Here is a 25,834-nt window from a genome sequence, read left to right as displayed (position 1 = left end):
CGTGAAGCCACTCGACCCACGGGTCCTGCCCCACCTGGCCGTTGCCCGCGGCCCGCTGGCGGTCGTCGTCGCCGGCAACCTGGTCGCGGGCGGACTCGTGGTCGGGCAGGCCTTCGCCGTCGCGGCCCTGGTCGTGCGCCTGCTCGAGGACCCGGCCGGTACGTCGTGGCATGCGGCGGCCGGGTGGCTGGCCGGCATCACCGTGCTGCGCGCACTCATCGGCTGGTTGGTCGACTCGGCAGCGGCACGCGCGGCGGGGCAGGTCGGCGTACGCCTGCGCCGGATCGTGCTCCGCGCGGTGCTCGACCAGGACGCCGGCGCGCTGGGCTCGCGGCAAACCGGCCAGCTCTCCACCCTGGCGACCCGTGGTGTGGGTGCCGTCGAGCCCTACCTGACCCGCTACCTGCCGGCGCTGGTACTCGCCGGAGCCCTGCCCCTGTTGACGATTGGCGCCATCGCGACCCAGGACGGCTGGAGCGCGATGATCGTCGTGGCCACGATCCCCCTGGTCCCGGTCTTCGCGATCTTGATCGGGTTGACCACCAAGGAGTCCGCCGATCGGCAGTGGCGCGCGTTGGGCGACCTGGCCGGCCACTTCCTCGACGTGGTGCGCGGCCTGCCGACACTGGTGGCCCACCGCCGGGCCGAGGCCCAGGTGCCGAAGATCCGCACCGTCACCGAGACCTATCGCAAGCGCACCGGCGAGACCCTCAAGCTGGCCTTCGCCTCCTCTGCCGCACTCGAGCTGATCGCCACGATCTCGGTGGCGTTGGTCGCCGTCGTGGTCGGGCTGCGACTCGCCTCCGGCGGCATCGAGTTCCAGGTGGCGTTGACCGTGCTGCTGCTGGCTCCCGAGGCCTACTGGCCGCTGCGCCGGGTCGGCGCCGAGTTCCACTCCGCCGCCGAGGGCACCGCCACCTTCGAAGCCATCCACGAGCTGACGAACCAGCAGTTCTTGCGTCGCGAACCTGCAGTTCTGGATGGTCGAACCGGCACTTCTTGTGGTCCCGAGAATGTCGCCCGGCCGATCAACCTGATCGACCTCTCCGTGGCCTGGCCAGACCGCGATCCAGTCGTCGAGGCCCTGTCCGCACGCATTCCTGCGGGTGGCATCACGGCGATCGTCGGCCCGTCCGGGTGCGGCAAGAGCACGCTGCTGCAGGTGCTTCTGGGCGAGCTCCCGCGGGCCTCGGGCCTGGTCGCCGTCGGCAATCGCGATCACGCAGACATCGACCGTACGTCGTGGCGCAAGGCGGTCGCGCACCTGCCCCAGCGCCCGTGGTTGGTCCCCGACACGATCGCGGCCAACGTGCGGATCGGTCGACCCGGAGCCGACGATGCCGAGGTGTGGGCCGCGCTCGCCGCAGTCGACCTGGCCAGCCACGTCGCGGACCTCCCCCACGGGATCGAGACGCCGCTCGGCGAGGATGGCCTCGGACTCTCTGCGGGTCAGCGGGCCCGCCTCGCCCTCGCTCGCGTGGTCCTGGCCGAGCGCCCCTACGTGCTGCTCGACGAGCCGACAGCGCACCTCGATGCCGACTCCGAGCGGATCATGATCGACGTGATGCGCCTGCTCGCCGAGACCAGCACCGTGATCGTGGTGGCGCACCGACAGGCCGTCGTCGACGCCGCCGACACCGTCATCGACCTCTCCGCCTCCGCCGAGTCGGCAGTTGTTGACGCCCAGGGGCGTCAACAACTGCCGGGTCGGCGAGTGCCGGCGTCAACAACTGCCGACTCGGCGCATGTGCTGGCGTCAACAACTGCCGACTCGGTGCGGGAGCTCGCGTCAACAACTGCCGACTCGGCGAGTGTTCGCGGCGAGGTCGCACCGACATCACCTGCGCGACCGCCTCGCTGGCGGTGGGCTCTTGCCGTCGTCCTGGGCTCGCTCGCCTCGATCTCCGGCGTCGCGCTGACCGCGACCGCCGGCTGGCTGATCGCCCGCGCGGCCGAGCAGCCTCCGGTGCTGATGCTGACCGTCGCGATCGTCGGGGTCCGGACCTTCGGACTGGCCCGCCCGGCCCTGCACTACGTCGAGCGGCTGCTCGGTCACGACGTCGCACTGAGCGTCCTGGCCGAGCGGCGCGCGGACGTCTTCGCCCGCCTGATCCCGCTCGTCCCCGCCCGACTCGGCCGCCACGGCGACCTGCTGACCGGGATCGTCGACGACGTCGACGCCGAGCTCGACGACCGGCTGCGGGTGCGGCTCCCGGTCGCCACCTGGCTCGGCGTCACCGTCCTCGCCGTGCTCACCGCATGGCTGGTCCTGCCAACGACCGCTCCGGTGGTGCTCGTGGTCTGCCTGGCTGGAGGCCTGCTCGCCGGCTTCACCGGCTGGCTCGGCGCGCGCCGCAACGAGGCCCGGTTCGTGGCCGCCCGCGGCGAGCTGGGACGGCGTACGACCTCGCTGGTCACCGACGCCCGCCAGCTCGTCCTGTGGCAGGCGGATGGCCGTGCCCTCGACGACGTGGACGCGTCCGGAAGCAACCTGGCCCGCGCCAGCACCGCGTCGGGCACGGCCACCGCGATCGGTCGTGGTCTCGCCACCCTGCTCGCGGGACTCGGCGTCCTGGCGATCGCCGCCCTGGGCGCCCCTGGCCTCGACGAGGGCAGCGTCTCCGGCCCGATGCTCGCGCTGCTGATGCTGCTCCCCCTCGCCCTCGCCGAGGTGACCGCGCCGCTGGCCGACGCGGGCGCACTGCGGGTGCGGACTCGTGCCGCCGAGCGCAGGCTGGCCGACCTGTTGGGCACCGAGCCCGCGGTCACCGACCCGAGCCATCCGGCACCGCTCCCCCGGGCTCCGCACACGATCCAGCTCACCGGAGCGGGTGCCGAGTGGACTCCCGGCGAGCCCGCATTCCACGGCATCGACCTGGACCTGACGCCCGGGCGCCACATCGGTATCACCGGCCCCTCCGGGTCCGGGAAGTCGAGCCTGGCACTGACGATCACGCGCTTCCTCGACCTCACCGAGGGCACCCACACCGTCAACGGCACACCGGTCGGCGAGCTCGCCGCGGACGACGTACGTCGTGTGGTCGGGCTGCTCACCGACGACCCGCATCTCTTCGGATCGACGGTGACCGAGAACGTGCGGTTGGCCGCGCCCGAGGCCGATGATCTCGCCGTCGAGCTGGCCCTGCGCGGGGCACACCTGGGTGACTGGATCGACGCGTTGCCCCACGGCGCCGACACCCGGATCGGTGACGGCGGCGTCGACGTCTCGGGCGGTGAGCGGGCCAGGATCGGTCTGGCCCGTGCCATCCTGGCCGCCCGCGAGGTGCTCGTGCTCGACGAGCCCACCGCCCATCTCGACACCGCCACCGCGCGCGGGGTCGCCCGCGACCTGCTGGCCGCGAGCTCGGGTCGCACCGTTGTCTGGATCACCCATGACCACGTCGGTCTCGAGGCGATGGACGAGGTGCTCGACCTGGACCCCGCACGGCCGAAGGTGCTCAGCTCCGCAGTCGCTCCAGCACGTCGCTGACCAACCGCAGGCTCTCCCAGGACGGTTCGGCCGGAAGCCCGCCACAGCCCGGATGACTGGTCACCACGGCGATCTCGCCACTACGGCAGCGGGCCTCCAGGTCGTCCGGCGTGAACACCGCATAGACGCCGGCAGCCCGCATCTCGTCAACGGTCGTGGAGCCGTCCGCCACTGCCGACGGAACAGCGCCCTGCCACGCTCGGTAGGCCGCGGCGTCTGCCAGCAAGTGCTCGCCGTGCCGTGCCCAGAACTCGTCCGGGTCCTCGGCGCAGAAGATCGTGGCCGGCCCACGGCCCGGCATCACCACCAGCCCCGGCTCCCGGCCCTGGGCCCGGCACTCGTCCTGGTAGGCCGCGCGCAGGTCGCGGTCATGACGCTGCGGTTGGAAGTGCAGGCCCAGTCGCGCCGCACGGTGTGCCGCGGCAAGGCTGCCTCCGCCGAGGAACAGGATCGGGTGGGGTTGCGTGAACGGCGTGGGGCTCACCCGCACCCGGCGTCCCTCGTGGCTGAACTCCTCACCGCTCCACGCGTCCAGGAGCACCCGGATCCGTGCTTCGAGGTCGGCGCCACGGGTGCTCCACGGCCGACCGAACAGGGCATATTCCTCACGCCGGTAGCCCAGGCCGATGGTGTGGCTGACCCGTCCGCCGCTGAGGTGGTCGAGCACGGCCAGGTCCTCGGCCAGCCGGAGCGGTTCATGGAGGTTGACCAGAAGTGCCGCGATGCTGATCCGGATCCGGCTGGTCACTGCCGCCATCGCCGCAGCGACCGGCACCGGGCTCGGCAGGTAGCCGTCCTCGGCACCGTGGTGCTCGGAGAGGACCAGTGCGTCGTGGCCGCGCTGGTCTGCGTATGCCGCCTGCTCGAGGGCGCGGGCGTAGAGCTCCTGGCGCTGGGACCGGTCGGTGCCGGTCATCCGGAAGTCGTAGCGCACCACGAAGTGGGTCCGCGCCATCAGGCACCGCCGGTGGCGGCGCGTCGGGCCTGGAGGCGACGTTGCTTGGCCACGAACCTGATCGCCGACCATTGGACGAAGCGTGGCGCGAGTCGGCCGATCCGCCAGGCAATCCGAGACACCCGTGGCGTCACCAGCATCGCCCGGTTGGCGGCGACCGCCTCCAGCACCTCCCCGGCCAGCACCTCGGGCGGCAGTGGCTGTCGAATGCCTTGCCCCTTGAGGTAGTAGTCGCGGCCGTTGAACCGGCCGACCTCGCCCTTGTCGAGGATCGGGGTGTCGACGGCCGAGGGGCAGACCACGGTGACGCCGACTCCCTTGGCCGCGGCCTCGGTGCGCAACGCGAGCGACAGCCCCACCACCGCGTGCTTGGTCGTGACATAGCTGGTCAGCAACCCGGCCGCCATCAGGCCTCCCATCGACGCGGTGTTGATGATGTGGCCCGAGCCCTGGGCAATCATCTGCGGATAGGCCGCGACCACACCGTGTACGACGCCCCGCAGGTTGACGTCGATGATGTCGTTCCACTGCTGGAGCGTCAGCTGTTCGGTCTCACCGCCGAGGGTGATCCCGGCGTTGTTGAAGAGCAGGTCGAGCCGTCCGTGCCGCTCGACGATCTCGTCAACTGCGGCCTGGACGGCGGCGGCGTCGGTGACGTCGAGGTGCACCGCGTGCGCCCCCAGCGGCTCCGCGACCGCGACGGCAGCGGCCAGGTCGATGTCTGCGCAGGTGACCTCCGCTCCCGCGGCCGCCAGCGCGCGGGCCAGTGCGGCCCCGATGCCGGAGCCGGCTCCGGTGACGAGCGCGCTGCGGCCAGTGAATCGATCGGCGAGGTGACCAGCGGAGCGCCCGACGGATTTCCCGGCAGAACGCTCGGGGTACGACGTACCCCCGGCGCGGCCGCTCACGCCAACGCCGCCATCACGAGGCCGTGCAGGTCCGGATAGCGCATCAGGTGCGAGCCCCCGTCGAGCTGGATGTCCTCACCGGTGATCCAGGCGGAGTCGCCGGACAGCAGGAACCGGATCGTGGCCGCGACCTCGCCCGGCGTGCCGTTTCGGCCAAGCGGAGTGTTCTCGAGGTAGGCCTCGGGGATCCCCGGAAGGTCCATCGCCGGTGCGGTCAGGGGCGTGACGACCAGGCCTGGCGACACCGCATTGACCCTGATCCGGCGAGGTGCCAGCTCGAGCGCCGCCACCTGGGTCAGCATCAGCAGTCCCGCCTTGGCTGCGCAGTAGGCAGCCATCCCGGTGCCGGGCCGCCTGGCGTTCAGCGAGGCCACGTTGACCAGGGAGGCCCCGTCCTCGACCGACCTGCCGGCGTGCTTGAGCACGACCATCGCGCCACTGAGGCAGACATCGACGACCCGACGGAACTCGGCGACGTCGTGCTCCACGAGCGGTGCCAGGGTGCTCACGCCGGCGCAGTTCACCACCCCGGTCGGGGCACCGAAGCGTTGCACCACGGCGTCGAACATCGCGGCCACCGACGCCTCGTCGGTGACGTCTGCGACCTGGCTCATCACATCGAGCGCACCGGCGGCCTCGTCGACTGCCTCTCGGTCGCGGTCCACCGCCACGACGGTGTGACCGCTTGCGGCCAGTGTTGTCGCGGTGGCGCGACCGATGCCCGATGCGGCGCCGATGACCACAGTGACCTGTCGGGTGACCTGCTGGTCCATCCGGACTCCTGACACTCGTCGAAAATTGTTGACGCGCGTCAAATTACGCCCATAGTGTGACGCCTGTCACCCCATCTGCGATTCCGAGGTTCCCGATGCCGCGCACTCACGACCGTCCGAGCACAGCGATCATCGGTGCCGGCATCAGCGGTCTCACCGCCTCCAAGATGCTCGGCGACTACGGGGTGCCCTACACCTGTTTCGAGTCCTCGGACCGGATCGGCGGCAACTGGGCCTTCGGCAACCCGAACGGGCACAGCAGCGCCTATCGCTCGCTGCACATCGACACCTCCAAGCACCAGTTGTCCTTCCGCGACTTCCCGATGCCGGACAGCTATCCGGACTTCCCGCACCACTCCGAAATCAAGGCCTACCTGGACTCCTATGCGGCCGCCTTCGACCTCGAGGAGTCGATCGAGTTCCGCAACGGGGTCGAGCAGGCCCGCCACCTCGACGGCGCCGGCTGGGAGCTGAACCTGCAGGACGGCAGCACCCGGCACGTGGACTTCCTGGTGGTGGCCAACGGGCACCACTGGGACCCTCGCCTCCCCGACTTCCCCGGGGAGTTCGCCGGCGAGAGCTTCCACTCCCACCACTACGTCGATCCGCGCACGCCACTCGAGCTCACCGGCAAACGGATCCTGGTCGTCGGCTTGGGCAACAGCGCGGCCGACATCACCGTCGAGCTCTCCAGTCGGGCCCTGGAGAACGAGGTCACCCTCTCCACCAGGTCGGGCGCCTGGATCGTGCCGAAATATTTCGCCGGCAAGCCAGCCGACAAGTTCTATCGGACCTCGCCGCACATCCCAGTGGCCTGGCAACGCAAGTTCGTCCAGGTGATGCAGCCGATGACCGCGGGACGACCCGAGGACTACGGGCTGCCCACGCCCAACCACAAGTTCTTCGAGGCCCACCCCACCCAGTCGGTCGAGCTGCCGCTGCGCCTGGGCTCCGGGGACGTGGTGCCCAAGCCCGACATCGCTCGCTTCGACGGTCACACCGTCCACTTCGTCGACGGCACGACGCGAGAGATCGATGTGATCATCTATGCGACCGGCTACAACATCACCTTCCCGTTCTTCGACCCCGACTTCCTCAGCGCCCCGGACAACCAGCTCCGGCTCTACAAGCGGATGTTCCGCCCCGGGATCCCGGACCTCGCCTTCATCGGCTTCGCCCAGTCGACCCCGACCCTGTTTCCCTTCGTCGAGGCGCAGACCCGCCTCCTGGCCGCACACCTCGTCGGTGCCTACGAGCTGCCCGATCCCGCCGAGATGGAACAGACCATCACCGCGGACGAGCAGAAATACATCGGTCACATGCAGAACAGCGCCCGGCACACGCAACAGGTCGACTACTTCCTCTACGAGCACGACCTCCGCACTCGCGAGCTGCCGGCGGGACGGGTCCGGGCCTCGTGAGCACCGGGTTCGACCGGCGTACCCCCAACCGGGGTGACGAGCGTCGAGCCGCGCTCCTGGCCGCACTCGACGGGCTCCTGCTCGCCGGGGAGGGACTCGCCTCGATCACCATCGCCGACGTCGCCCGCCGGGCGGGCGTAACCCGCTCGGCGTTCTACTTCTACTTCCCCAACCTGCCGATGGCGGTCGCCGCCCTGGTCGAGCCATTGTACGACGACGCGTCCAGCGCGACCGAGCTGCTGCTCGACGCCCAGACCCCTCCCTCACAGCGGATCACCTCGATGATCACCGTCCTGTTCGACTCCATCGACCGACACGGTTATGCCTTCCGGGCCGCCCTCGAGGCGCGTGCCGCCGACCCGGACCTGCGCACGGTCTGGGAGGAGGGCCGCGACGACTACGCCCGCCAAGTCGCCCGGATGATCACCGCGGAACGCCGCGCCGGCAACGCCCCAGCCGGAGCGGACGCCCGGGCCCTGGCGAGCATGCTGCTCGAGCTCAACGACCGCGCGGTCGAGCGCTATGCGCTGGGCAGCACCCGACCCCGAAAACACCAAGTGGCTGCCCTGGCCTCCATCTGGCTCCGCAGCGTCTACGGCACCGACCCCACCCCTTCCTCGAGGAGCACACGTTGAGCACCCAGACCTCCGACAACGCCAACTCGATCGGGACCGGCCCTGACTCTGGCCCCGACTCTGGCGCTGGCCCTGCCGTCGACCACCCGACTCCGGCCACGGTGTCGTTCGACGCCCGGGGCACCCGGTGCGAGGCATGGCACCTGCCCGCGACAAGTGATGCGCTCACCGGGCCACGCGGCCGGCCGGTCGTCGTCCTGGCGCACGGCTTGGGAGGCACTCGCGACTCCGGGCTGCTCCCGTTCGCCGAGGCCTTCGCCGCGGCCGGCGCGGACGCCTTCGTCTTCGACTACCGCGGCTTCGGCACCAGTGGAGGATCACCGCGACAGGTGGTCTCGCTGGCCGGGCAGGTCGACGACTATCTCGCAGCGATGGCCGCGGCAGCACAGCTGCCGGGAGTCGACCCCACGCGGCTGGTGCTGTGGGGCGTGTCGCTGGCCGGTGGCCACGTGCTCACCGCCGCAGCCGGCCGGGACGATGTGGCCGCCGTCGTGGCGGTCGTGCCGATGGTCGACGGACTGGCCGCCGCGCGTCACGCGTGGGGCTCGCACCGACCGACCGACCTGCTCCGCGCCACCGGACGTGGCATCCGCGGACGGGCCAGCACCCGCCTCGGGCGGGCGCCGATGATGATGCCGCTGGTCGGTCGTCCCGGTGAGCCCGGCGCCCTCACCCTGCCCGGCGCGTGGGAGGACTACCACTCGATCGCCGGGCCGACCTGGCGCAATGAGATCGCCGCCGACGTAACCCTAGAGCTGGGGTCTCGCAGAGCGGCCAAGGCTGCTGCGGAGGTGCGCTGCCCGACCCTGGTCCAGATCGCCGACTTCGACAGCTCCGCCCCACCCCACGCCGCAGCCAAGGCGGCGTTCAAGGCGGGAGCCGAGGTCCGGCACTACCCCGGCGAGCACTTCGACCTCTTCCCCGGCAAGCCCTGGCACGAGTCCGCCGTGCGGCACGCAGTCACCTTCCTGTCCCGGCACCTCGCTCCCGAGCGCACGCAGGCACCGCAGTGACCGTCCGCTTCCCCGAGCTCGGCTGTTACGGCCTCGCCGGTCACGCCGCGGCGCCCGACCTGGTCCTGGACGAGGCGCGGCGCGCCGAGGAGCTGGGGTTCGGGGCGATGTTCCTCTCCGAGCGGTTCACCACCAAGGACGCCGGGGTGCTCGCCGGTGCGGTCGCTGCATCCACCACCTCGATCGGGATCGGCACCGCCGCCACCAACCACAACACCCGGCATCCGCTGGTGACCGCGACGATGGCGACCACGATGCACCGGCTCTCGCACGGGCGCTATGCCCTCGGTCTGGGCCGCGGCTTCGACATGCTCTTCGACGTGATGGGACTCCCCCGCGTCACCGGTGCCCAGCTCGAGGACGTGATGGGCATCTATCGCCGCCTCTGGCAGGGCGAGGCAGTGGCCGGCCACGACGGTCCCGCCGGCCAGTTCCCGTGGCTGCAGCAGGACTCCACCCAGAACGAGCGCATCCCGATCCTGATGATGGCGATCGGGGACCGCTCCCTCGAGCTGGCCGGGCGGATCGCGGACGGCGTCGTACTGCACACCTTCTTCACCGACGAGACCCTCGCCCGCGCGGTCGCCGTCGTACGCCGTGCTGCCGAGCAGGCCGGTCGGGACCCAGGCTCGGTGCGGATCTGGTCCGTTCTCGCCACGGTTCCCGACCAGATCAGCGAGGACGCGCGACTGGTCAAGCTGGTCGGCCGACTGGCCACCTATCTGCAGGGATACGGCGACGTGCTGGTTCGGGCCAACGGCTGGGACCCCGCGGTGCTGCAGCGCTTTCGCGAGGACCCGCTGGTCCAGGGCATCACCGGGGCGATCGATGCGGTGGGCACCACCGAGCAGCTCCTCGAACTGCGCGAGCGCCTCCTTCCGGCCGCGTGGTTGGCCGCCTCGGCAACCGGTGGCGCGGATCAATGCGCCGGGCGGATCGCGGACCAGTTCACGGCTGGTGCCGACAGCGTGATCCTGCATGGCGTCCAGCCTGATGAGGTCGCCGACGTGCTCACCTCGTGGGCGGCGGCCAGGCCGACAGACCTCGATGAGCTCCCAGCGAACCCCGGATGGATGAACTGATGGATGAACTGATGCGCCCCTCCCCTGCTGCTGTCACCACGGTTCCTGTCAGCGCTGACCCAGTCGCCTCTGTTGAGGAGCTCACCGCCGAGTGGCTCAGCACCGCACTGGGCCGCCGCATCGACCGGGTCGTGGCCGCACAGGTCGGCTCCGGGCAGATCGGCAGCTGCCACCGGCTGACTCTCCACGGCGAGGCAGGCACGGAGCGGATGATCGCCAAGCTCGGCGCAGCCGATGCCACCGCCCGGGCCATGCTCGCCGGCGCCTACCGCACCGAGAGCCGCTTCTACGCCGAGCTCGCCGAGGGCCTGTCGATCCGGATCCCCGACTGCCGCCTGGCCACCGAGGTCGACGACGACGGCCACGTGGTGATCCTGCTCGAGGAGGCCGTTCGGGCCGAGCAGGGCGATCAGGTCGCGGGGTGCACGCCGGGGCAGGCCCGCGCAGCTGCGGTCAATCTCGCCGGGCTGCACGCGCCGCGCTGGTGCGACCCGGCGCTGCTCGAGCTGGGGTGGATCAACCCGGCAGGCGAGGACGACACCGCCCTACTCACCGAGCTGGCCGGCCCGACCGTGTCTGCATTCCTGGACCAGGTCGGCCACCTGCTGAGCGCGGAGGCCCGGAGCACGCTCACCGAGTTGCCCTCGCTGTTCGGGCCCTGGTTGAAGGCCCGCACCGAGAGGTTCGCGCTGGTCCACGGTGACTACCGACTGGACAACCTGATGTTCTCCACCGTCGACGAGGAGGTGGTGGCCGTCGACTGGCAGACCTTGAGCATCGGGTTGCCCGCCCGCGACCTGGCCTATCTGCTCGGCACCGGCCTTGCGCCCGCGGATCGACGTACCCATGAGCGAGGGATCGTCGAGGCCTGGCACGCCGCCCTGGTCCGGCTCGGGGTGGACGGCTACACGCTCGCCGAGGCCTGGGACGACTACCGGTTCGCGATGGTGCAGGGTCCGCTGGTGACCGTGTTCGGCTGCGCCTACGGCACCCGTACCGAGCGCGGCGACCAGATGTTCGCCGCGATGGCCGAGCGGTCCTGTGCTGCGATCAGGGAGCTCGGCACGCTGGAACTCGTCGGCTGAGGTCGACGCTTCGACCTGCCCGGCTGCGCAAGCCCGGGCAGGTCTCGGTCACGAAGAGGCCTCAGGCCTCGATGACCACCGGGATGATCATCGGCCGGCGACGGTGCTTGTTGGAGACCCAGCGACCGATCACGCGACGGATCTGCTGCTGCAGCTGGTGGGAGTCCGAGACGCCCTCTGCCATCGCCCGGTCGAGGGCCTCGATGATCGGCTGCTTGATCGCGTCGAAGGTGGCGTCGGACTCGGCGAAGCCGCGGGCGTGGATCTCCGGCCCGCTCATCACTCGCCCGGACTGGGTGTCGACGACGACGATCACCGAGATGAAGCCCTCCTCGCCCAGGATCCGGCGGTCCTTCAACGAGGACTCGGTGATGTCACCGACCGAGGTGCCGTCCACGAAGACGTAGCCGCACGGGACCTTTCCGGCGATCTCCGCCTTGCCGTCGATCAGGTCGACCACCACGCCGTCCTCAGCGATCACGACGTTCTCGACGCCGGTGGCGCGGGCCAGGTCGGCGTTGGCACGCATGTGCCGGATCTCGCCGTGGATCGGGAGCACGTTCTTCGGCTTGACGATGTTGTAGCAATAGAGCAGCTCACCGGCCGAGGCGTGCCCAGAGACGTGCACCAGGGCGTTGCCCTTGTGCACGACGTTGGCACCCCAGCGGGACAGCCCGTTGATCACCCGGTAGACGGCGTTCTCGTTGCCGGGGATCAAGGAGGAGGCCAGGACGACGGTGTCGCCCTCCTCGATGTGCACGAAGTTGTGGCTGCGCTGGGCGATCCGCGAGAGCGCCGAGAGCGGCTCGCCCTGCGAGCCGGTCGAGATCAGCACCTGCTTGTGCGGGGCCAGCTCGGCCAGCTGCTTGGCGTCGACGATCACGCCGGGCGGGACGTTGAGATAGCCGAGGTCCTTGGCGATCGCCATGTTGCGCACCATCGAGCGACCGACGTAGGCCACCTTGCGACCGTGCTCGACAGCGGCATCGAGGACCTGCTGCACGCGGTGGATGTGCGAGGCGAAGCAGGCCACGATGATCCGCTGGTCCTTGGCCTTGTGGAAGACGCCGTCGAGCACCGGCCCGATCGACTTCTCCGTGGTGGTGAACCCGGGAACCTCGGCGTTGGTGGAGTCGGTCATGAACAGGTCCACGCCCTCGTCACCGAGTCGGGCGAAGGCGTTGAGGTCGGTGATCCGGCCGTCGAGCGGAAGCTGGTCCATCTTGAAGTCGCCGGTGTGCAGCACGAGGCCGGCACCGGTACGGATCGCGACGGCGAGCGCGTCCGGGATCGAGTGGTTGACCGCCACGAACTCGAGGTCGAAGGGCCCGAAGGAGATCTTGTCCCCGGCCTTGACCACGTGGTGCACGGTCTCGCGCAGCCGGTGCTCGCGCAGCTTGGAGCCGAGCAGCGCCAAGGTCAGCTCGGAGCCGACCAGCGGGATGTTGCCGCGCTCGCGCAGGAGGTACGGCGTGGCGCCGATGTGGTCCTCGTGGCCGTGGGTCAGGACCAGTGCCTCGATCTTGTCGAGCCGGTCCCGGATCGCGTCGAAGTCGGGCAGGATCAGATCGACACCGGGGTGGTGGTCCTCGGGGAAGAGGACGCCACAGTCCACCAGCAACAGGCGATCGTCGTACTCGAAGACCGTCATGTTGCGGCCGACCTCGCCGAGGCCGCCCAGCGGGATGATCCGCAGTCCACCCTTCGGCAGCTCGCGCGGCGCGGAGAGTTCGGGGTGCGGATGACTCAAGTTGTTCTCCTCAGATGAGACCGGCGGCCTCGAGCCCGGTGCGAAGTGCTGCGACTTCGTCATCGTCGAGTTCGACGAGGGGGCTGCGGACGTGCCGGTTGTCGATGACGCCGAGCAGCTGGAGCGCTGCCTTGGCGGTGGTTGCTCCATAGTTGGCGACGCCCATGACGGCGTCGATCGCGGGGAGCATCCGCGTGAAGATGGTGAGGGCCTCGGCGTGGTCGCCGGCGTGGAACGCGTCGGTCATCGCCTTGATCTCGTTGCCGGCCACGTGCCCGACGACCGAGACCACACCGGCCGCGCCGTGTGCCAACCAACCCAGGTTGGCGATGTCGTCGCCAGAATAGACGGCGTAGCCCATCTCGCGCAGTCGGACTCCGCGCGCGAAGTCGCCCACGGCGTCCTTGACCGCGACCACGGGCTCGAGCTTGATCGCCTCGGCGAACGTCTCCAGCGAGATCGTGGTGCCGGTGCGACCCGGCACGTCGTAGAGCATCACCGGCACGTCGGTGGCGGCCACGACCTGGCTGAAGTGGTGCAGCACGCCCTTCTGGGAGGGCTTGTTGTAGTAGGGCGTGACCAGTAGCAGTCCGTCGGCACCGAGCTTCGCGGCCTGGTGGGCCAGCTCGACCGAGTGCTCGGTGGTGTTGGTCCCGACGCCGGCAACGATCGTTGCGCGCTCGCCGACGGCCTCGATGACTGCTGCCAGGATCCTGCCGTCCTCCTCCACGGAGGTGGTCGGTGACTCCCCGGTGGTCCCGGAGACGACGAGTCCGTCGTGACCGTTGTCGACGAGGTGGGTCGCGATCCGGGCCGTCGCCTCGAGGTCGACCGCGCCGTCCTCCCCGAATGCCGTGGCCATCGCAGTGAGCACGCGGCCGAAGGGCGCGGCGGGAGAAGCGGAGGTCATGACATGAGGTTATCCCTCGCCGGCCACTTCAATGCAGAAGGGCTCGCGGCTTTGTCGACTACGGCGATCTTTTGTGACCCTCGACACATGGTGAGAACCCAACTAGCCTGACTTCGCTCTCGGATCGGAGGTGGACATGGCTTATGCAGGTGCTGACCTGACGCACCGCGCCTATGAGTTCGCCCTGGGGCAGGGGCTGGGCACCTGGGAGTGCAGCGCCCACGTGCTGTCCCACCACGAGGAGGGCAACGGGCGCCAACGGGCCGGCCTCTTCTCGGCTCGCCGGAACCGCCCCGGTCGGTTGCTGCTCCACGTGTTCGAGGACGGCATCGTCGTCGAGCGGCTCAAGGGCAGGCTCCGGGGCTGCTCGTGCGAGGCCATCACCGCTGACTTCGTGGAGCTGAACCGTGCGTCGGGTCCCGGCAGGGTTGCCCTGCGACTGCTGTTCGAGTCCGGGCAGGCAGTCATCCTGCTCGAAGCTACGAGCAACGGCGGTGACGCCCTTCACCTGGTGGCCTCTCGCTGCCGCTCGACCACTTCCGACCTGGTCCCCTATCGGGAGGCTGTCGCGGCTCTCGCCGGGGACGCCTGGATCTGACTCCGGGTCTCCGCGCTCGGGTCAGGCCGAGGCTTCAGTGCTTCGACGAGCGCCGCTCGTTGATCGCGGCGATGCCCATCAACGCGCCAATCATGACCAAGGTGAACATCTGACACTCCTCGCCTGCGTCGGACCACCTTGGTCCTGGGCAAATCGTGCCACCGGATCGATGACCGTGTGCGGGTTTTGGGCAAACCCGGCTCACACGTGCGGCATCACCTGTTCGGCCACCAGGGTCAGGTGGTCCAGGTCGGTCAGGTCCAGTGTCTGCAGATAGAGGCGCTGCGCCCCGGCTGCGCCGTACTCCTGCATCCTGGTCACGACTTCCTCGGGTGTCCCGGCCAGTCCGTTCTCCCGCAGCTCGTCGACGTCGCGGCCGATGGCGTCGGCACGGCGCTTGATCTCGGCCTCGTCCCGGCCGACGCACAGCACCAGGGCGTTCGACCAGACCAGGTCCTCGGGATCGCGACCGATCGCCTCGCACGCGGCGCGGACCCGGGCGAACTGGTCGCGGGTGGTCTCGAGCGAGCAGAACGGCAGGTTGAACTCGTTGGCGAAGCGCGCGGTCAGCTCGGGCGTACGTCGCTTCCCGAGGCCTCCGATCAGCACCGGCGGGGCCGGACTCTGGACCGGCTTGGGCAGGGCCCGGGACTCGGTGATCGGCCAGGTCGCGCCCTCGTGGGTGAACCGTTCGCCGAGCGGGGTGTTCCACAGGCCAGTGATGATCTCGAGCTGCTCCTCGAACCGGTCGAAGCGCTCGCCGGTCGAGGGAAACGGGATGCCGTACTGGCGGTGCTCCTCCTCGAACCACCCGGCACCGATGCCGAGCTCTACGCGCCCACCGCTCATCTGGTCGACCTGCGCGACCTGGATCGCGAGGACACCGGGGTGCCGGAAGGTCGCCGAGGTCATCATCGTCCCGAGCCGAATCGTCGTGGTGTCCCTGGCCAGGCCGGCCAGGGTGGTCCACGCATCCGTCGAGCCGGGCAGGCCCTCGGTGCCCATCCCCAAGTAGTGGTCGGAGCGGAAGAACGCTCCGAAGCCGAGTTCCTCGGCGGCCAGTGCCACGCGCAGGAGGTCGTCGTATGTCGCTCCCTGCTGGGGTTCGGTGAAGATCCGCAGTTCGATGCTCATGGTTCCAGCCTGCCAGCCCGGGCCACATCGAGCGACGCCGGACCCTGGCGCACGCGGACTACCGTGGAGGGATGGAGCGCGAGGACAGGCATCCGGTGGAGCGCCCGCACCGAGTCACCGATGTTCCGCTCGCGATGAGCGAGCGGCTGAGGATCCGGCGGCGTCGATATCTGATCATGATGGGCGTCTGCCTGGTGCTGATCCTGCTCGCCTGGAACGTGGTCCGGTTCTGGTCGACCGGTGCTGCCGTGGTGATGTCCGTGGTGGCGATGTTCATCCCCCCGGTCGCGGCGATCATGGCCAACCGGGACCTCGGCGCCTGACCACCCGCCCCACCCCGTCGACCCGGCAGTTGTTGACACTCCACCTCGTCGACCCGGCAGTTGTTGACATCTGGTCCCCGGTCAACAACTGCCGGGTCGACGAATCAGCACGTCAACAACTGACGGGTCGACGAATTACGGCGTCAACAAGTGCCGGGTCGGCGCAGGAGGGGAAGGAGATGCTCGAGCAACGGCGCAAGGTCGTCGTACACCGCGCCCTCATCCAGCGAGGTCCAGCGCAGCTCCTCGATCTCCGCAGCGACCTCCGGCTCACCGGTGGCATGACCGAGGAAGACCTCGGAGCGGACCAGGTGACCGGGCTCGTTGGCGGCCAGCGCGGTGAACGAGCCCAGGGGCTCGTGCGATGTCAGTGAGAGGGACACCTCTTCGGCGAACTCGCGTCGTCCCGCAGCGGCGGCGGACTCCCCCGGATCGGGCTTGCCGCCGACCAGCATGAACCGGTCCGTGCCGCGCTTGCGCACGGTCAGCACGCTGCCGTCGCGGACCAGGGCCACCGCCGAGACGTCGATGGTCGGCGCGGGAGCAACCCGCTCCCACTCGACGAAAGCGTAGCCGTCGTGGACCTCACGCGAGATCTCGGCCCACTCCTGGTCGGGCAGGTACGGATAGTGCGCATCGCCCTCGGGCTCGAGGTCGACCTCGGTCAGCACCTGGTGCGTGGCCAGGGCCATCGCCTGCTCATAGACCTGGGTCCCCCCGGCGATCATGGTGTCGCCGGGCAGCGTGGCGGCCAGGTCGATGGCGGCCTGCACCGAGTGCGCGATGTACACGTGCGGCTGGGCCCCATCGTCCAGCCGGTCGTTCGCCCGCTCCTCGCTGCGAGAGAGGCCGGATTCGGTCGAGGTCCCGGGCGTCCACGGAGTCGACCAGGAACGATCCCGGGTGACCACGATCGTCGTACGCCCGGGCAACGGCCGCCCGATCGAGTCCCACGTCGCCCGCCCCATCACCAGGGTGTGGCCCAGCGTGGTCCGTTTGAAGTGCGCGAAGTCCTCGGGGATGTGCCACGGGATCTCACCCTTGTTGCCGATCACCCTGTTCCGGGCGAACGCGGCGACCATCACGATGCGTCGGCCAGCGCTCATACGGCAATCGGTGCCTTGATCCCCGGGTGCGGGTCATAGCCCTCGACACTGATGTGCTCGAGGTCGAAGCCGTCGATCTCGGTGATCGACGGGTCCAGCACGAGCCGTGGCAGCGGCCGCGGCTCGCGGGTGAGCTGCAGCCGCGCCTGGTCGAGGTGGTTCACGTAGAGGTGTGCATCGCCCAACGTGTGCACGAAGTCGCCGACCCGCAGCCCGGTCACCTGGGCGACCATGTGCGTGAGGAGCGCATAGGAGGCGATGTTGAACGGCACGCCGAGGAACACGTCGGCCGAGCGCTGGTAGAGCTGGCAGCTCAGCCGTGCCGGCCCGTCGTCCGCCGGCTCGACGTAGAACTGGAACATGGTGTGGCACGGCGGCAGCGCCATGTCGTCCACGTCGGCGACGTTCCAGGCCGACACGATGTGCCGGCGCGAGTCCGGGTTGGTGCGGATGCCCTCGACCAGCCGCGCGATCTGGTCCACGTGGGTGCCGGCCGGGGTGGGCCAGGAGCGCCACTGGTAGCCGTAGACCGGCCCGAGGTCACCGTTGTCGTCGGCCCACTCGTCCCAGATCGAGATGCCGCGGTCCTGGAGCCACTTCACATTGGTGTCGCCGCGAAGGAACCACAACAGCTCACCGAACACGGAGCGGGTGTGCACCTTCTTGGTGGTGACCAGCGGGAAGCCCGCGGACAGATCGAAGCGCATCTGGTGCCCGAAGACGCTCAGCGTCCCGGTCCCGGTGCGGTCGCCCTTCTCGACACCTTCATCGAGAATGCGTTGGACGAGATCGAGGTAGGCCTGCACGAGCCCAGCCTAATGCGCCGTCCCGGCGGTATCGATCAGGCCGTGCCGGCGGTATCGATCAGGCCGTGCCGGCGGTATCGATCAGGCCGTGCCGGCGGTGCTGATCAGGCCGTCCCGGTGGTGACGACGTACGCCGTGAACGCGGCCACGTCGCGTCCCCGTTGGAGTGGATCCGGATAACCCGAGGGCGCGCCCGGGTCCTCACGGATCCGCAGCGCCTCGGCCAGGACCGGGTGGAACCGCGAGGGATAGAACTCCAGCCCCCACCGAAGCGCAGCCGACTTCGAGGTCTGCTCCCCCGTCACCAGCAGGTGGTGCAGGCGGGCCACTCCGGGGACGCACCATTCACAGTTGGCCTCGGTGGCCGCCTCACCGGGGAACCTGGGAAGCGCCTCGGCATGCTCGCGCCAATAGGTGTCGAGGTTGTCCCGGGTGAAGTCGAGCAGGGCTTGCTGCGAGGTCCAGACCTGCAGCGCTGAGAGGTCGGTCCCGTGCACGGTGACGCCGTGGTGGGCCAGCTCGTGCCACGTCACCGGGCTGATGTCGCGCCGGGCCTCGGGCTCGAAGATCCGGTGCAGGGTGCACGGCACGTCCGGACACAGCTGCGGGTCGGCCGCCAGGTCACTGGCCAGCAGGTGCGCGCCGTCGAAGAAGAGCTCGTGATGGAGCTCGGCCACAGCCAGGTGGGCGTCCTCCAGCGCGTCGAGCTCAGTCGACGAGGGGCGATGCGCGAGCAGCGCCACGAAGTCCACGTCGCTCTTGCCGCGGACATATTCGCCGAAGCCGATGCCACCGCGTAGGTGCAGCCCAGTGACCAGGCCCGGCGCCAACCGATGCACCTGCTCCAGCCAGTCACAGCACAGGAGCAGCACCTCGGCCGGCAGGCGCTCGGTCCGACCGACAGTCGCCGCTCGCGCGGCATCGTTCACGGGTGCAGCGACATCGGCCCGTAGACGAACCGATCTGCCTCGAAGAGCGACACGGCGTGCACACCCTGCTCCGCCAGGTCGGCATAGAACTCACCCACCCAGGACTCCGCATCGGCCTGGCTGGTGAACGACTCGCCGGCCAGGTCACCTGTGATCTCAACCACGCCGCCGTCGGCGTCCTCGAGTCGCCAGGTCCACGACTTGGGCTGCGGTGAGGCGGACTTGAACGTCGGGGGCTCGGGTGGGAGTGCCATGCCGCAAGCCTACGGGCAGTCCGGGTCCCTTTGACGGAACGCACGCCCGGTGGCAGATTGCGCACAGGTCCCCTGCGAAGGGGATCCGTGTCCCGCTCCGGGGAAGTCGGTGAGAGTCCGGCGCTGACCCGCAGCCGTAAAGCCGGAATACCGGGCGGGATCAGGCTCCACTCCAACACCGTCGAGGTCTACGGTCGGGGCCGGACCTGGTCCGGCTTTCACTCCGTGTGCCGCATCAGAAGGAAGGGCAACCAGCCCCATGCGCACCATCCGTTCCGTCTTCATCTCCATGTTCGCGATGGCCTTGGCCACGATCGCGATCGGGCTCACGCCGGGCACTGCCCACGCAGCAGACATCTATCGCTACTGGGCCTACTTCAACGTCACCGACGACAAGTTCGTGGCCGCCAGCACCGGCCCCTCCCAGGCCACGCCGGCAGACGGCTCGATCGAGGGCTACCGCTTCGCCGCGCCGGCCGACTTCACCAAGCCCAACCTCCCGCGTGCGGACCTGGCGAAGGTCACCTTCGAGTCCGTGTGCGGCGACACCGAGGCGAAGGCCGGCGAGAAGCGCGTCGCCGTCCTGATCGACTACGGCGTCGAGCAGGACGCCTCCGGCGACGAGGCTCCCCCGGCACCCGAGGCCCTGTGCTCAGTCGTCGAGGAGAAGGCCAACGGCCTCCAGGTGCTCCAGAAGGTGGCACCCGACGTGCGCGTCGAGACCGGTTCCTTCGGTCCGATGCTGTGCGGCATCGGCGGCTATCCGGCCACCGGCTGCGCCGACGAGAAGGCCGACAAGGGCACTCCGGTCGATGGCGAACCGGTCGACTTCAACACCGGCTCGGACACTGCTGCCGGCGACTCGGACAAGGACGACGACAGCAACACCCCGGTCCTGATCGGAGTCGGCGTCGTGATCGTCCTGCTCGGTGCGGGCGGCGTGCTGATGAGCCGCCGTCGTTCCTCAGGCGCCTGAGCCGGAGCGTCACACGATGCGCCCACACCACCTCGTCACCCACCCGCGTGCCCTGCACCCGGTGGCGTGGTGGCTGTGGGCGATCGGGCTCGCTGCCGCTGCCAGCCGCACGCTCAACCCCGTCCCGCTCGTGGTGATCATCGCGGTCACCTGGTTCGTGGTCTCGGCCCGCCGCGGTGACACCCCGTGGGCATCGTCCTACGCACTCTTCTTCAAGCTCGCGATGTTCGTGGTGCTCATCCACCTGGTCTTCCAGGCCCTCTTCGCGGGCAACACCCAAGGACTCACCGTGCTCTTCACCCTCCCCGAGCTCCCCCTCCCGGACCGCACCGGTCTCCGGATCGGTGGGGCCGTCACGCTGGAGACGGTGCTGGGTTCGTTGTACGTCGCCCTGCAGCTCGCCGCCATCTTCTGCTGCGTGGGCGCCGCCAACGCCCTCGGCTCGGCCAGGCAGCTGCTGCGCTATGTCCCCGGTGCCCTCTATGAGATCGGCATCGCCTGCATCATCGCCCTGACCTTCGCGCCGCAGCTGGCCACGGATGCTCGCCGGGTCCGCGACGCGGCCCGGCTGCGCGGCGGGCAGAAGGGCCGGTTCCGTCGTTTCGGTCGCCTGGCCATGCCGATGCTCGAGGGAGCACTCGAGCGTTCGGTCGACCTGGCCGCGGCGATGGACTCACGCGGCTACGGCCGCACCACGGTCACCGACCCGCGGGCGCGCCGCCTGACCGTTGCCCTGGTCACCCTCGGCTCCGTCGGACTCTGCCTGGGCCTCTACGGACTCCTCAACGGCACGGCCACCTCCTGGATGGGCCTGCCGATGCTGGTCGTCGGCGTCGCGCTCGGCGTCCTGGGGCTGGTCGCCGGCGGACGACGTACCGGCCGCACCCGCTATCGCCCCGACCCGTGGGCGGTCCCGGAGTTCCTGGTCGCCGGGAGCGGAATCGTGGCCGCGGTGCTGATGTTCACCCAGCTCTCGCTCGACCCGGGGCTGCTCGTGCTGACCTCGCCCACCCAGGTCCCCCCGGTGCCGCTGCTCGCGCTCGTTGGCGTGATCGTCGCAGCGCTCCCCGCCTTCCTGGCCCCGCCGCTTCCGAGCACGGGGGTGAGCCGATGATCCGCTTCGAGAACGTGTCGGTGACCTATGCCGACGCCGAGAAGCCCGCGCTGCACGGCGTCGACTTCGTCGTCGACGAGGGCGAGATGGTGCTGGTGATGGGCCGCACCGGGAGCGGCAAGTCCACCCTGCTGCGCACCATCAACGGCCTGGTCCCGCACTTCTCCGGCGGCACCCTGCGTGGCCGGGTCACCGTGGACGGCCGCTCGACCGAGACCCACCGACCCCGGGACCTGGCCGATGTCGTCGGCTTCGTCGGGCAGGACCCGTTGGCCGGCTTCATCACCGACAACGTCGAGGACGAGCTCGCCTACGGCATGGAGTCGCTCGGGCTCTCCCAGACCACGATGCGCCGCCGGGTCGAGGAGACCCTCGACCTGCTCGGCCTGGCCGACCTCCGCGGCCGACCACTCACCCACCTCTCCGGCGGACAGCAGCAGCGGGTCGCGATCGGCGCGGTGCTCACCGCGCACCCCCGGGTCCTGGTCCTCGACGAACCGACCTCGGCCCTCGACCCGCTCAGCGCCGAGGACGTCCTGGCCACCCTGCAGCGACTGGTCCACGATCTCGGGATGACCGTCATCGTGGCCGAGCACCGCCTCGAGCGCGTCGTCCCGCACGTCGACCGGATCATCCACGTGCCCGACCAGGGCGGTCCGGTCGAGATCGGCGAGCCCGCAGAGATCATGGCGCGTACGCCGATCGCGCCCCCGGTGGTCGACCTCGGCCGGGCCGCCGGCTGGTCCCCGTTGCCACTCACCGTGCGCAACGCCCGCCGGATGTCGGTCTCCCTGCGCGAACGCCTGGCCACCGTCACCCCACCCGCCCACCAGCCCCCGCAGCTGGGCGACATGGTCGGCACGGCCCACGACCTGGTAGCTGGGTTCCCGCGCCAACCGGTGCTCAACGGCATCGACCTGATGATCCGCGCGGGTGAGGTCGTCGCCCTGATGGGCCGCAACGGAGCCGGCAAGTCGACGCTGATGCGGACGCTGGTCGGCCTGCACAAGCCCACCCACGGCAAGGTGCAGGCAGTCCAGGTCGGACTGGTCCCCCAGGTCCCCGCCGATCTCCTCTATGCCGCGACAGTGGCGAAGGAGTGCGCGACCTCGGACCGCGACGCCGGCGCCCCCGCGGGCACCACCCGCGCCCTGGTCGACGAGCTCGCCCCGGAGATCCCCGACGACCGCCACCCCCGTGACCTGTCGGAGGGACAGAAGCTCTGTCTCACCCTGGCCATCGTGCTGGCCGCGCGGCCGAAGCTGCTGCTCCTCGACGAGCCGACCCGCGGCCTGGACTACATCGCCAAGCATCGACTGGTGGAGATTTTGGCGGACCTGTCGACCCGCGGTCACGGGATCATGCTGGCCACCCACGACGTGGAGCTGGTCGCGGAGCTGGCCACCCGGGTGGTGCTCCTGGGCGACGGCGAGATCGTCGCCGACGGTCCGGTCCCCGAGGTCGTGGTCTCCTCCCCGGCCTTCGCGCCGCAGGTGGCCAAGGTGATGGCACCCCAGGAATGGCTCACGGTTGCCGACATCCGGGCGGCACTCGATGGCCAGTGACGTCACCGCGATCCGCGTCCACGCCCCCGCGGCGGTGGCGCTGTTCCTGGCCACCTTGGTCACCCTGGGTGCCTTCGGCTGGCCGTTCCTCCTCGAGCCGGGTGGGCACCTGAGCGCCAGCTCGCACGGGACGGACGCCCCCTGGATCTTCGCGATGGTTCTGCCACTGCTGGCAGCGATCGTGCTGGCCGAGCTCAACGCCGGCAACATCGACGCCAAGGCGATCGCACTGCTCGGCATGCTCGCCTCGGTCGGGGGCGCCCTGCGTGCCCTGTCCCCCGGCGTCGCCGGGCTGGAGCCGAGCTTCGCGGTGATCATGCTCGGTGGCCGGGTCTTCGGGCGTGGCTTCGGCTTCGTCCTCGGCGCGCTGTCGCTGTTCGTCGGCGCCTTGATCACCGGAGGAGTGGGTCCCTGGCTGCCGTTCCAGATGATGACCGCCGGCTGGGTCGGGTTCCTCTCCGGCAGCCTCCCACGAGCCAAGGGCCGACCCGAGGTGCTGATGCTCGCCTGCCTCGGCTTCGTGCTGGGCCTCTTCTACGGAGCCCTGATGAACCTGTGGTTCTGGCCGTTCGGTGAGTACGGCGACTCGATCAGTTTCCTTGCCGGCGAGCCGGTCCACGTGAACCTGGCCAACTACCTCCGCTACTACGTGACCACGTCGGTGATCTGGGACCTGGCCCGCGCCAACTTCACGTTCCTGCTCCTCCTGCTCGTCGGCACCCCGATGCTGCGCGCCCTGAGACGGGTCTCGCGACGCGCCGCCTTCGACGCTCCGGTCAGGTTCGAGCCATGATCCGGGTGCTCGGGACCGGCGCCGCCGACGGCTGGCCGAACCCCTTCTGTGCCTGCGCCTCGTGCGAGTCCGCGCGGGCCGCGCGCACGATCCGCGCCCAGACCTGCGCGCTGGCCGGCACCTTCCTGCTCGACTGCGGGCCCGAGACCGCGCGCACGGCCGAGCGCGCCGGCGTCGCGCTGCACGGCGTACGGCATGTGCTGCTGACCCACGACCATCCCGACCACACCGCGCCGGCGTTCCTGCTCTATCGCTCCTGGGTGGCCGGCGACGCGCCGCTCGACGTGGTCGGTCCGCCGTCGGTGATCGCCTCGGCCCGGCAATGGCTGGCGCCCGACACCCACGTGGTCTTCCACGAGGCGCGACCCGGGGACGAGCTCACCTTCACAGACGGCACGGTCCGGGTGCTCGAGGCGGCCCACGACGGCGACGCCGTCCTCTACGACCTGAGCACCGAGGACACCCGGCTCCTCTATGCGACCGATACCGGCCCGCTGCCCGAGGCAACGATGGCCGCGACGACGGACGCGGCCTACGACGTCGTACTGCTCGAGCAGACCTTCGGTGACTTCACCTCACACGGCACCGCGCACCTGGACCTGACCACGTTCACCGAGCAGGTACGCCGGCTGCGCGACGTCGGCGCGATCGTTGCGTCCACCGACCTGATCGCCGTGCACCTCTCGCACCACAACCCGCCCGCGGCCGAGCTGGCGCGCAGGCTCGCCACGATCGGAGCCCGGATGGTCGACGACGGAACCCCGCTGGGACGCGGCCCGGTCCGCACGCTGTGCATCGGTGGGGCCCGCAGCGGGAAGTCGCGCGAGGCCGAGCGGCTGTTGGCCGCCGAGCCCGACGTGACCTATGTGGCCACCTCCTATCCGCGCTCGGACGATCCGGAATGGGTCGAGCGGGTGCGGCTGCACCAGTCGCAGCGACCGGCGCAGTGGACGACCGTCGAGTCGCTGGATCTGGTCGGGCTCCTGGCCCACGACGGCGGACCGTTGCTGATCGACTGCCTGACCCTGTGGTTGACCCGGATCATGGACCGCCACGACGGCTGGTCCGACGAGGCCTGGGCCGACGGCGGAGAAGCCGCAGTCCTCGCCGAGGTCACCGCACTCGTCGAGGCCTGGCGCGCCACCTCGCGACGGGTCGTGGCAGTCACCAACGAGATCGGGCAGGGACTCGTCCCGCAACGGGCGTCCTTGCGCCGGTTCCGTGACGAGATGGGCCGCCTGAACGCCGCTATCGCAGCGGCCAGCGACGAGGTCCGCCTGGTCGTCGCCGGCAGGGTGAGCCTGCTGTGAACGCCTGGTTCCTGATGCTGGGGACGCTGAGCGTGCTCCGGGTTCCCGCCCCCACGCGGGTTGATCGCAGCGTCGCCGGAACGGCGATGATTCTGGCACCGGTCGGCGGAGCGGTGCTGGCTGTGCTCACTGCCGTGCCGTTGTGGTTGCTCACCGAGCAGCAGTGGAGTCCCAGCGCGCTGGTGCTCGCCGCCGCGGTGCTCGCCGCATTGGCCCTGTTGACCCGAGGCATGCACCTGGACGGGCTCGCCGACGTGGCCGACGGACTCGGGTCCGGACGACGCGGCGAGGCCGGGCTGGCGATCATGAAGCGCTCCGACATCGGCCCGTTCGGTGTCGTCACGCTGCTGCTGGCCCTGCTGTTGCAGGCAGCCGCACTGGCGCAGGCGATCTCGAGCGGCGAGGGTGCCGCCGTACTGGTGCTGGCTCTCGTGGTGAGCCGCGGACTGCTGCCCCTGCTGTGCACCCAGTGGTTCCCCGCCGCACGACCCGACGGGCTCGGTGCCACGGTCGCCACCAGCGTGGGCACGAGCCGGTTGCTGGCCTCCGCGGCGTTGACCGTGGTGCTCTCGGCCGGTCTGGTCTGGTTGCTCGGGTCCAGCGACCTCGACGCGCCGACCTGTCTCCGCCTGGCTGCGGCATCGGTGGCCGCGCTGGTGCCCGGTCTGCTGCTGGCCCTGCGGGCCCGCAACCGCTTCGGTGGGGTGAACGGCGACGTCTACGGCGCCGGCGTGGAGACCACGTTCACCGCGACGCTGCTGTTCGCCGCCGTCGTGCTCTGATCAATCGCAGGATGACCATATGCAACTACGGAGAGCTCCTTTCTCGGATAAGCACCATCCCCGCCGTCAGGGCACCGCCAAGGGCAGCCGCATACTTGAGGTCGCCCATACCTAGGACCTGA

Annotated in this window: 24 protein-coding genes and 1 riboswitch; of the genes, 14 read left to right on the top strand and 10 right to left on the bottom strand. The window is 70.1% G+C overall.

The features are described from left to right. Position 1 precedes the first annotated feature (1 nt). The gene (gene cydD, locus BJ980_RS01205; RefSeq protein ID WP_179500616.1) at positions 2 to 3,490 is read left to right on the top strand and encodes a thiol reductant ABC exporter subunit CydD; all 3,489 of its coding nucleotides are present in this window, start codon (positions 2 to 4) and stop codon (positions 3,488 to 3,490) included. Here the strand turns inward: cydD and BJ980_RS01200 are convergent. From BJ980_RS01200 to BJ980_RS01190, 3 genes are read right to left on the bottom strand one after another with little or no spacing between them, the layout of a single operon-like run. Further along, a complete protein-coding gene (locus tag BJ980_RS01200; protein ID WP_179500615.1) occupies positions 3,459 to 4,445 on the bottom strand; it encodes an LLM class flavin-dependent oxidoreductase in 987 nt (328 codons plus the stop codon). The two genes, cydD and BJ980_RS01200, sit on opposite strands and share 32 nt — an antisense overlap. Beyond that, positions 4,445 to 5,353 carry an SDR family NAD(P)-dependent oxidoreductase gene (locus tag BJ980_RS01195; protein WP_179500614.1) on the bottom strand — a complete coding sequence of 303 codons (909 nt, stop codon included), beginning with the start codon at positions 5,351 to 5,353 and terminating at the stop codon, positions 4,445 to 4,447. The genes BJ980_RS01200 and BJ980_RS01195 overlap by 1 nt, the downstream gene beginning before the upstream one ends. Next, entirely contained in the window at positions 5,350 to 6,126 is a 777-nt protein-coding gene (locus BJ980_RS01190; RefSeq protein WP_179500613.1) for an SDR family NAD(P)-dependent oxidoreductase, read from the bottom strand. Before BJ980_RS01190 ends, BJ980_RS01195 begins: the two co-directional genes overlap by 4 nt. A gap of 95 nt (positions 6,127 to 6,221) precedes the next feature. Between BJ980_RS01190 and BJ980_RS01185 the strand changes: the two genes are divergently transcribed. Genes BJ980_RS01185 through BJ980_RS01165 form a run of 5 tightly spaced genes read left to right on the top strand, consistent with a single transcriptional unit; the run spans position 6,222 to position 11,362 of the window. Further along, positions 6,222 to 7,547, top strand: coding sequence for a flavin-containing monooxygenase (locus BJ980_RS01185; protein WP_179500612.1), 1,326 nt, complete (start codon positions 6,222 to 6,224; stop codon positions 7,545 to 7,547). After that, positions 7,544 to 8,182, top strand: coding sequence for a TetR family transcriptional regulator (locus BJ980_RS01180; RefSeq protein WP_218855378.1), 639 nt, complete (start codon positions 7,544 to 7,546; stop codon positions 8,180 to 8,182). Before BJ980_RS01185 ends, BJ980_RS01180 begins: the two co-directional genes overlap by 4 nt. Next, positions 8,179 to 9,195, top strand: coding sequence for an alpha/beta hydrolase (locus BJ980_RS01175; protein ID WP_218855377.1), 1,017 nt, complete (start codon positions 8,179 to 8,181; stop codon positions 9,193 to 9,195). The genes BJ980_RS01180 and BJ980_RS01175 overlap by 4 nt, the downstream gene beginning before the upstream one ends. Further along, a complete protein-coding gene (locus BJ980_RS01170; RefSeq protein ID WP_179500611.1) occupies positions 9,192 to 10,277 on the top strand; it encodes a TIGR03857 family LLM class F420-dependent oxidoreductase in 1,086 nt (361 codons plus the stop codon). Before BJ980_RS01175 ends, BJ980_RS01170 begins: the two co-directional genes overlap by 4 nt. Then, entirely contained in the window at positions 10,277 to 11,362 is a 1,086-nt protein-coding gene (locus tag BJ980_RS01165; protein WP_218855376.1) for a phosphotransferase family protein, read from the top strand. The genes BJ980_RS01170 and BJ980_RS01165 overlap by 1 nt, the downstream gene beginning before the upstream one ends. Positions 11,363 to 11,423: 61 nt before the next feature. On the opposite strand, the gene BJ980_RS01160 is transcribed toward BJ980_RS01165, so the two are convergent. Next, a complete protein-coding gene (locus BJ980_RS01160; protein ID WP_246279902.1) occupies positions 11,424 to 13,112 on the bottom strand; it encodes a ribonuclease J in 1,689 nt (562 codons plus the stop codon). 10 nt (positions 13,113 to 13,122) lie between these two features. Beyond that, complete coding sequence (gene dapA / locus BJ980_RS01155; protein ID WP_179500609.1) at positions 13,123 to 14,022, bottom strand: 4-hydroxy-tetrahydrodipicolinate synthase; 900 nt, start codon at positions 14,020 to 14,022, stop codon at positions 13,123 to 13,125. Positions 14,023 to 14,158: 136 nt separating this feature from the next. Between dapA and BJ980_RS01150 the strand changes: the two genes are divergently transcribed. After that, complete coding sequence (locus BJ980_RS01150; protein WP_179500608.1) at positions 14,159 to 14,620, top strand: hypothetical protein; 462 nt, start codon at positions 14,159 to 14,161, stop codon at positions 14,618 to 14,620. Between the two features lie 201 nt (positions 14,621 to 14,821). Here the strand turns inward: BJ980_RS01150 and BJ980_RS01145 are convergent, their stop codons facing one another. Next, entirely contained in the window at positions 14,822 to 15,754 is a 933-nt protein-coding gene (locus BJ980_RS01145; RefSeq protein WP_218855375.1) for an LLM class F420-dependent oxidoreductase, read from the bottom strand. A 71-nt stretch (positions 15,755 to 15,825) separates the two neighbouring features. Here BJ980_RS01145 and BJ980_RS01140 point away from each other — a divergent pair, with 71 nt between their 5' ends. Further along, positions 15,826 to 16,077 (top strand): DUF3099 domain-containing protein, encoded by a 252-nt coding sequence (locus BJ980_RS01140; RefSeq protein ID WP_179500607.1) that lies wholly within the window; start codon positions 15,826 to 15,828, stop codon positions 16,075 to 16,077. A 143-nt stretch (positions 16,078 to 16,220) separates the two neighbouring features. Here BJ980_RS01140 and BJ980_RS19375 read toward each other — a convergent pair whose 3' ends face one another. The 4 genes from BJ980_RS19375 to BJ980_RS01120 all read right to left on the bottom strand — a co-directional run bounded on the left by BJ980_RS19375 (position 16,221) and on the right by BJ980_RS01120 (position 19,172). Then, positions 16,221 to 17,183: a dihydrofolate reductase gene (locus BJ980_RS19375; protein WP_179500606.1), complete on the bottom strand. Its 963-nt coding sequence runs from the start codon at positions 17,181 to 17,183 to the stop codon at positions 16,221 to 16,223. Next, positions 17,180 to 17,989: a thymidylate synthase gene (locus BJ980_RS01130; RefSeq protein WP_179500605.1), complete on the bottom strand. Its 810-nt coding sequence runs from the start codon at positions 17,987 to 17,989 to the stop codon at positions 17,180 to 17,182. The genes BJ980_RS19375 and BJ980_RS01130 overlap by 4 nt, the downstream gene beginning before the upstream one ends. A 104-nt stretch (positions 17,990 to 18,093) precedes the next feature. Next, positions 18,094 to 18,918, bottom strand: coding sequence for an aminoglycoside adenylyltransferase domain-containing protein (locus BJ980_RS01125; RefSeq protein ID WP_179500604.1), 825 nt, complete (start codon positions 18,916 to 18,918; stop codon positions 18,094 to 18,096). Continuing rightward, a complete protein-coding gene (locus BJ980_RS01120) occupies positions 18,915 to 19,172 on the bottom strand; it encodes a hypothetical protein (protein ID WP_179500603.1) in 258 nt (85 codons plus the stop codon). The genes BJ980_RS01125 and BJ980_RS01120 overlap by 4 nt, the downstream gene beginning before the upstream one ends. Before the next feature lie 76 nt (positions 19,173 to 19,248). Continuing rightward, positions 19,249 to 19,345, top strand: a riboswitch (cobalamin riboswitch). An 86-nt stretch (positions 19,346 to 19,431) separates the two neighbouring features. Here BJ980_RS01120 and BJ980_RS01115 point away from each other — a divergent pair. The 6 genes from BJ980_RS01115 to BJ980_RS01090 are packed head-to-tail and all read left to right on the top strand — an operon-like array spanning position 19,432 to position 25,712. Continuing rightward, complete coding sequence (locus tag BJ980_RS01115) at positions 19,432 to 20,148, top strand: SCO2322 family protein (RefSeq protein ID WP_179500602.1); 717 nt, start codon at positions 19,432 to 19,434, stop codon at positions 20,146 to 20,148. Positions 20,149 to 20,164: 16 nt separating this feature from the next. Then, entirely contained in the window at positions 20,165 to 21,262 is a 1,098-nt protein-coding gene (locus BJ980_RS01110; protein ID WP_179500601.1) for an energy-coupling factor transporter transmembrane component T, read from the top strand. Next, on the top strand, positions 21,259 to 22,827 hold the full coding sequence (locus BJ980_RS01105; RefSeq protein ID WP_179500600.1) for an ABC transporter ATP-binding protein: 1,569 nt from the start codon (positions 21,259 to 21,261) through the stop codon (positions 22,825 to 22,827). Before BJ980_RS01110 ends, BJ980_RS01105 begins: the two co-directional genes overlap by 4 nt. After that, entirely contained in the window at positions 22,817 to 23,620 is an 804-nt protein-coding gene (locus BJ980_RS01100) for an ECF transporter S component (protein WP_179500599.1), read from the top strand. The genes BJ980_RS01105 and BJ980_RS01100 overlap by 11 nt, the downstream gene beginning before the upstream one ends. Continuing rightward, the gene (locus BJ980_RS18775; protein ID WP_179500598.1) at positions 23,617 to 24,930 is read left to right on the top strand and encodes a bifunctional adenosylcobinamide kinase/adenosylcobinamide-phosphate guanylyltransferase; all 1,314 of its coding nucleotides are present in this window, start codon (positions 23,617 to 23,619) and stop codon (positions 24,928 to 24,930) included. The genes BJ980_RS01100 and BJ980_RS18775 overlap by 4 nt, the downstream gene beginning before the upstream one ends. Beyond that, positions 24,927 to 25,712, top strand: coding sequence for an adenosylcobinamide-GDP ribazoletransferase (locus BJ980_RS01090; protein WP_218855374.1), 786 nt, complete (start codon positions 24,927 to 24,929; stop codon positions 25,710 to 25,712). The genes BJ980_RS18775 and BJ980_RS01090 overlap by 4 nt, the downstream gene beginning before the upstream one ends. The last annotated feature ends 122 nt before the right edge of the window (positions 25,713 to 25,834 follow it).

The sequence above is a fragment of the Nocardioides daedukensis genome (assembly GCF_013408415.1).
Taxonomy (GTDB): Bacteria; Actinomycetota; Actinomycetes; order Propionibacteriales; family Nocardioidaceae; genus Nocardioides; species Nocardioides daedukensis.
Note: the sequence above shows the minus strand (reverse complement) of the source record. Positions and strands in the feature narration are given on the sequence as shown.

Bases quoted from the DNA above. Each gene is read 5' to 3' on its own strand.
- BJ980_RS01200 (WP_179500615.1), bottom strand. From the start codon at position 4,445: ATGGCGCGGACCCACTTCGTGGTGCGCTACGACTTCCGGATGACCGGC.
- BJ980_RS01190 (WP_179500613.1), bottom strand. From the start codon at position 6,126: ATGGACCAGCAGGTCACCCGACAGGTCACTGTGGTCATCGGCGCCGCA.
- BJ980_RS01185 (WP_179500612.1), top strand. From the start codon at position 6,222: ATGCCGCGCACTCACGACCGTCCGAGCACAGCGATCATCGGTGCCGGC.
- BJ980_RS01165 (WP_218855376.1), top strand. From the start codon at position 10,277: ATGGATGAACTGATGCGCCCCTCCCCTGCTGCTGTCACCACGGTTCCT.
- dapA (WP_179500609.1), bottom strand. From the start codon at position 14,022: ATGACCTCCGCTTCTCCCGCCGCGCCCTTCGGCCGCGTGCTCACTGCG.
- BJ980_RS01150 (WP_179500608.1), top strand. From the start codon at position 14,159: ATGGCTTATGCAGGTGCTGACCTGACGCACCGCGCCTATGAGTTCGCC.
- BJ980_RS01145 (WP_218855375.1), bottom strand. From the start codon at position 15,754: ATGAGCATCGAACTGCGGATCTTCACCGAACCCCAGCAGGGAGCGACA.
- BJ980_RS01140 (WP_179500607.1), top strand. From the start codon at position 15,826: ATGGAGCGCGAGGACAGGCATCCGGTGGAGCGCCCGCACCGAGTCACC.
- BJ980_RS19375 (WP_179500606.1), bottom strand. From the start codon at position 17,183: ATGAGCGCTGGCCGACGCATCGTGATGGTCGCCGCGTTCGCCCGGAAC.
- BJ980_RS01120 (WP_179500603.1), bottom strand. From the start codon at position 19,172: ATGGCACTCCCACCCGAGCCCCCGACGTTCAAGTCCGCCTCACCGCAG.
- BJ980_RS01115 (WP_179500602.1), top strand. From the start codon at position 19,432: ATGCGCACCATCCGTTCCGTCTTCATCTCCATGTTCGCGATGGCCTTG.
- BJ980_RS01110 (WP_179500601.1), top strand. From the start codon at position 20,165: ATGCGCCCACACCACCTCGTCACCCACCCGCGTGCCCTGCACCCGGTG.
- BJ980_RS01105 (WP_179500600.1), top strand. From the start codon at position 21,259: ATGATCCGCTTCGAGAACGTGTCGGTGACCTATGCCGACGCCGAGAAG.
- BJ980_RS01100 (WP_179500599.1), top strand. From the start codon at position 22,817: ATGGCCAGTGACGTCACCGCGATCCGCGTCCACGCCCCCGCGGCGGTG.
- BJ980_RS18775 (WP_179500598.1), top strand. From the start codon at position 23,617: ATGATCCGGGTGCTCGGGACCGGCGCCGCCGACGGCTGGCCGAACCCC.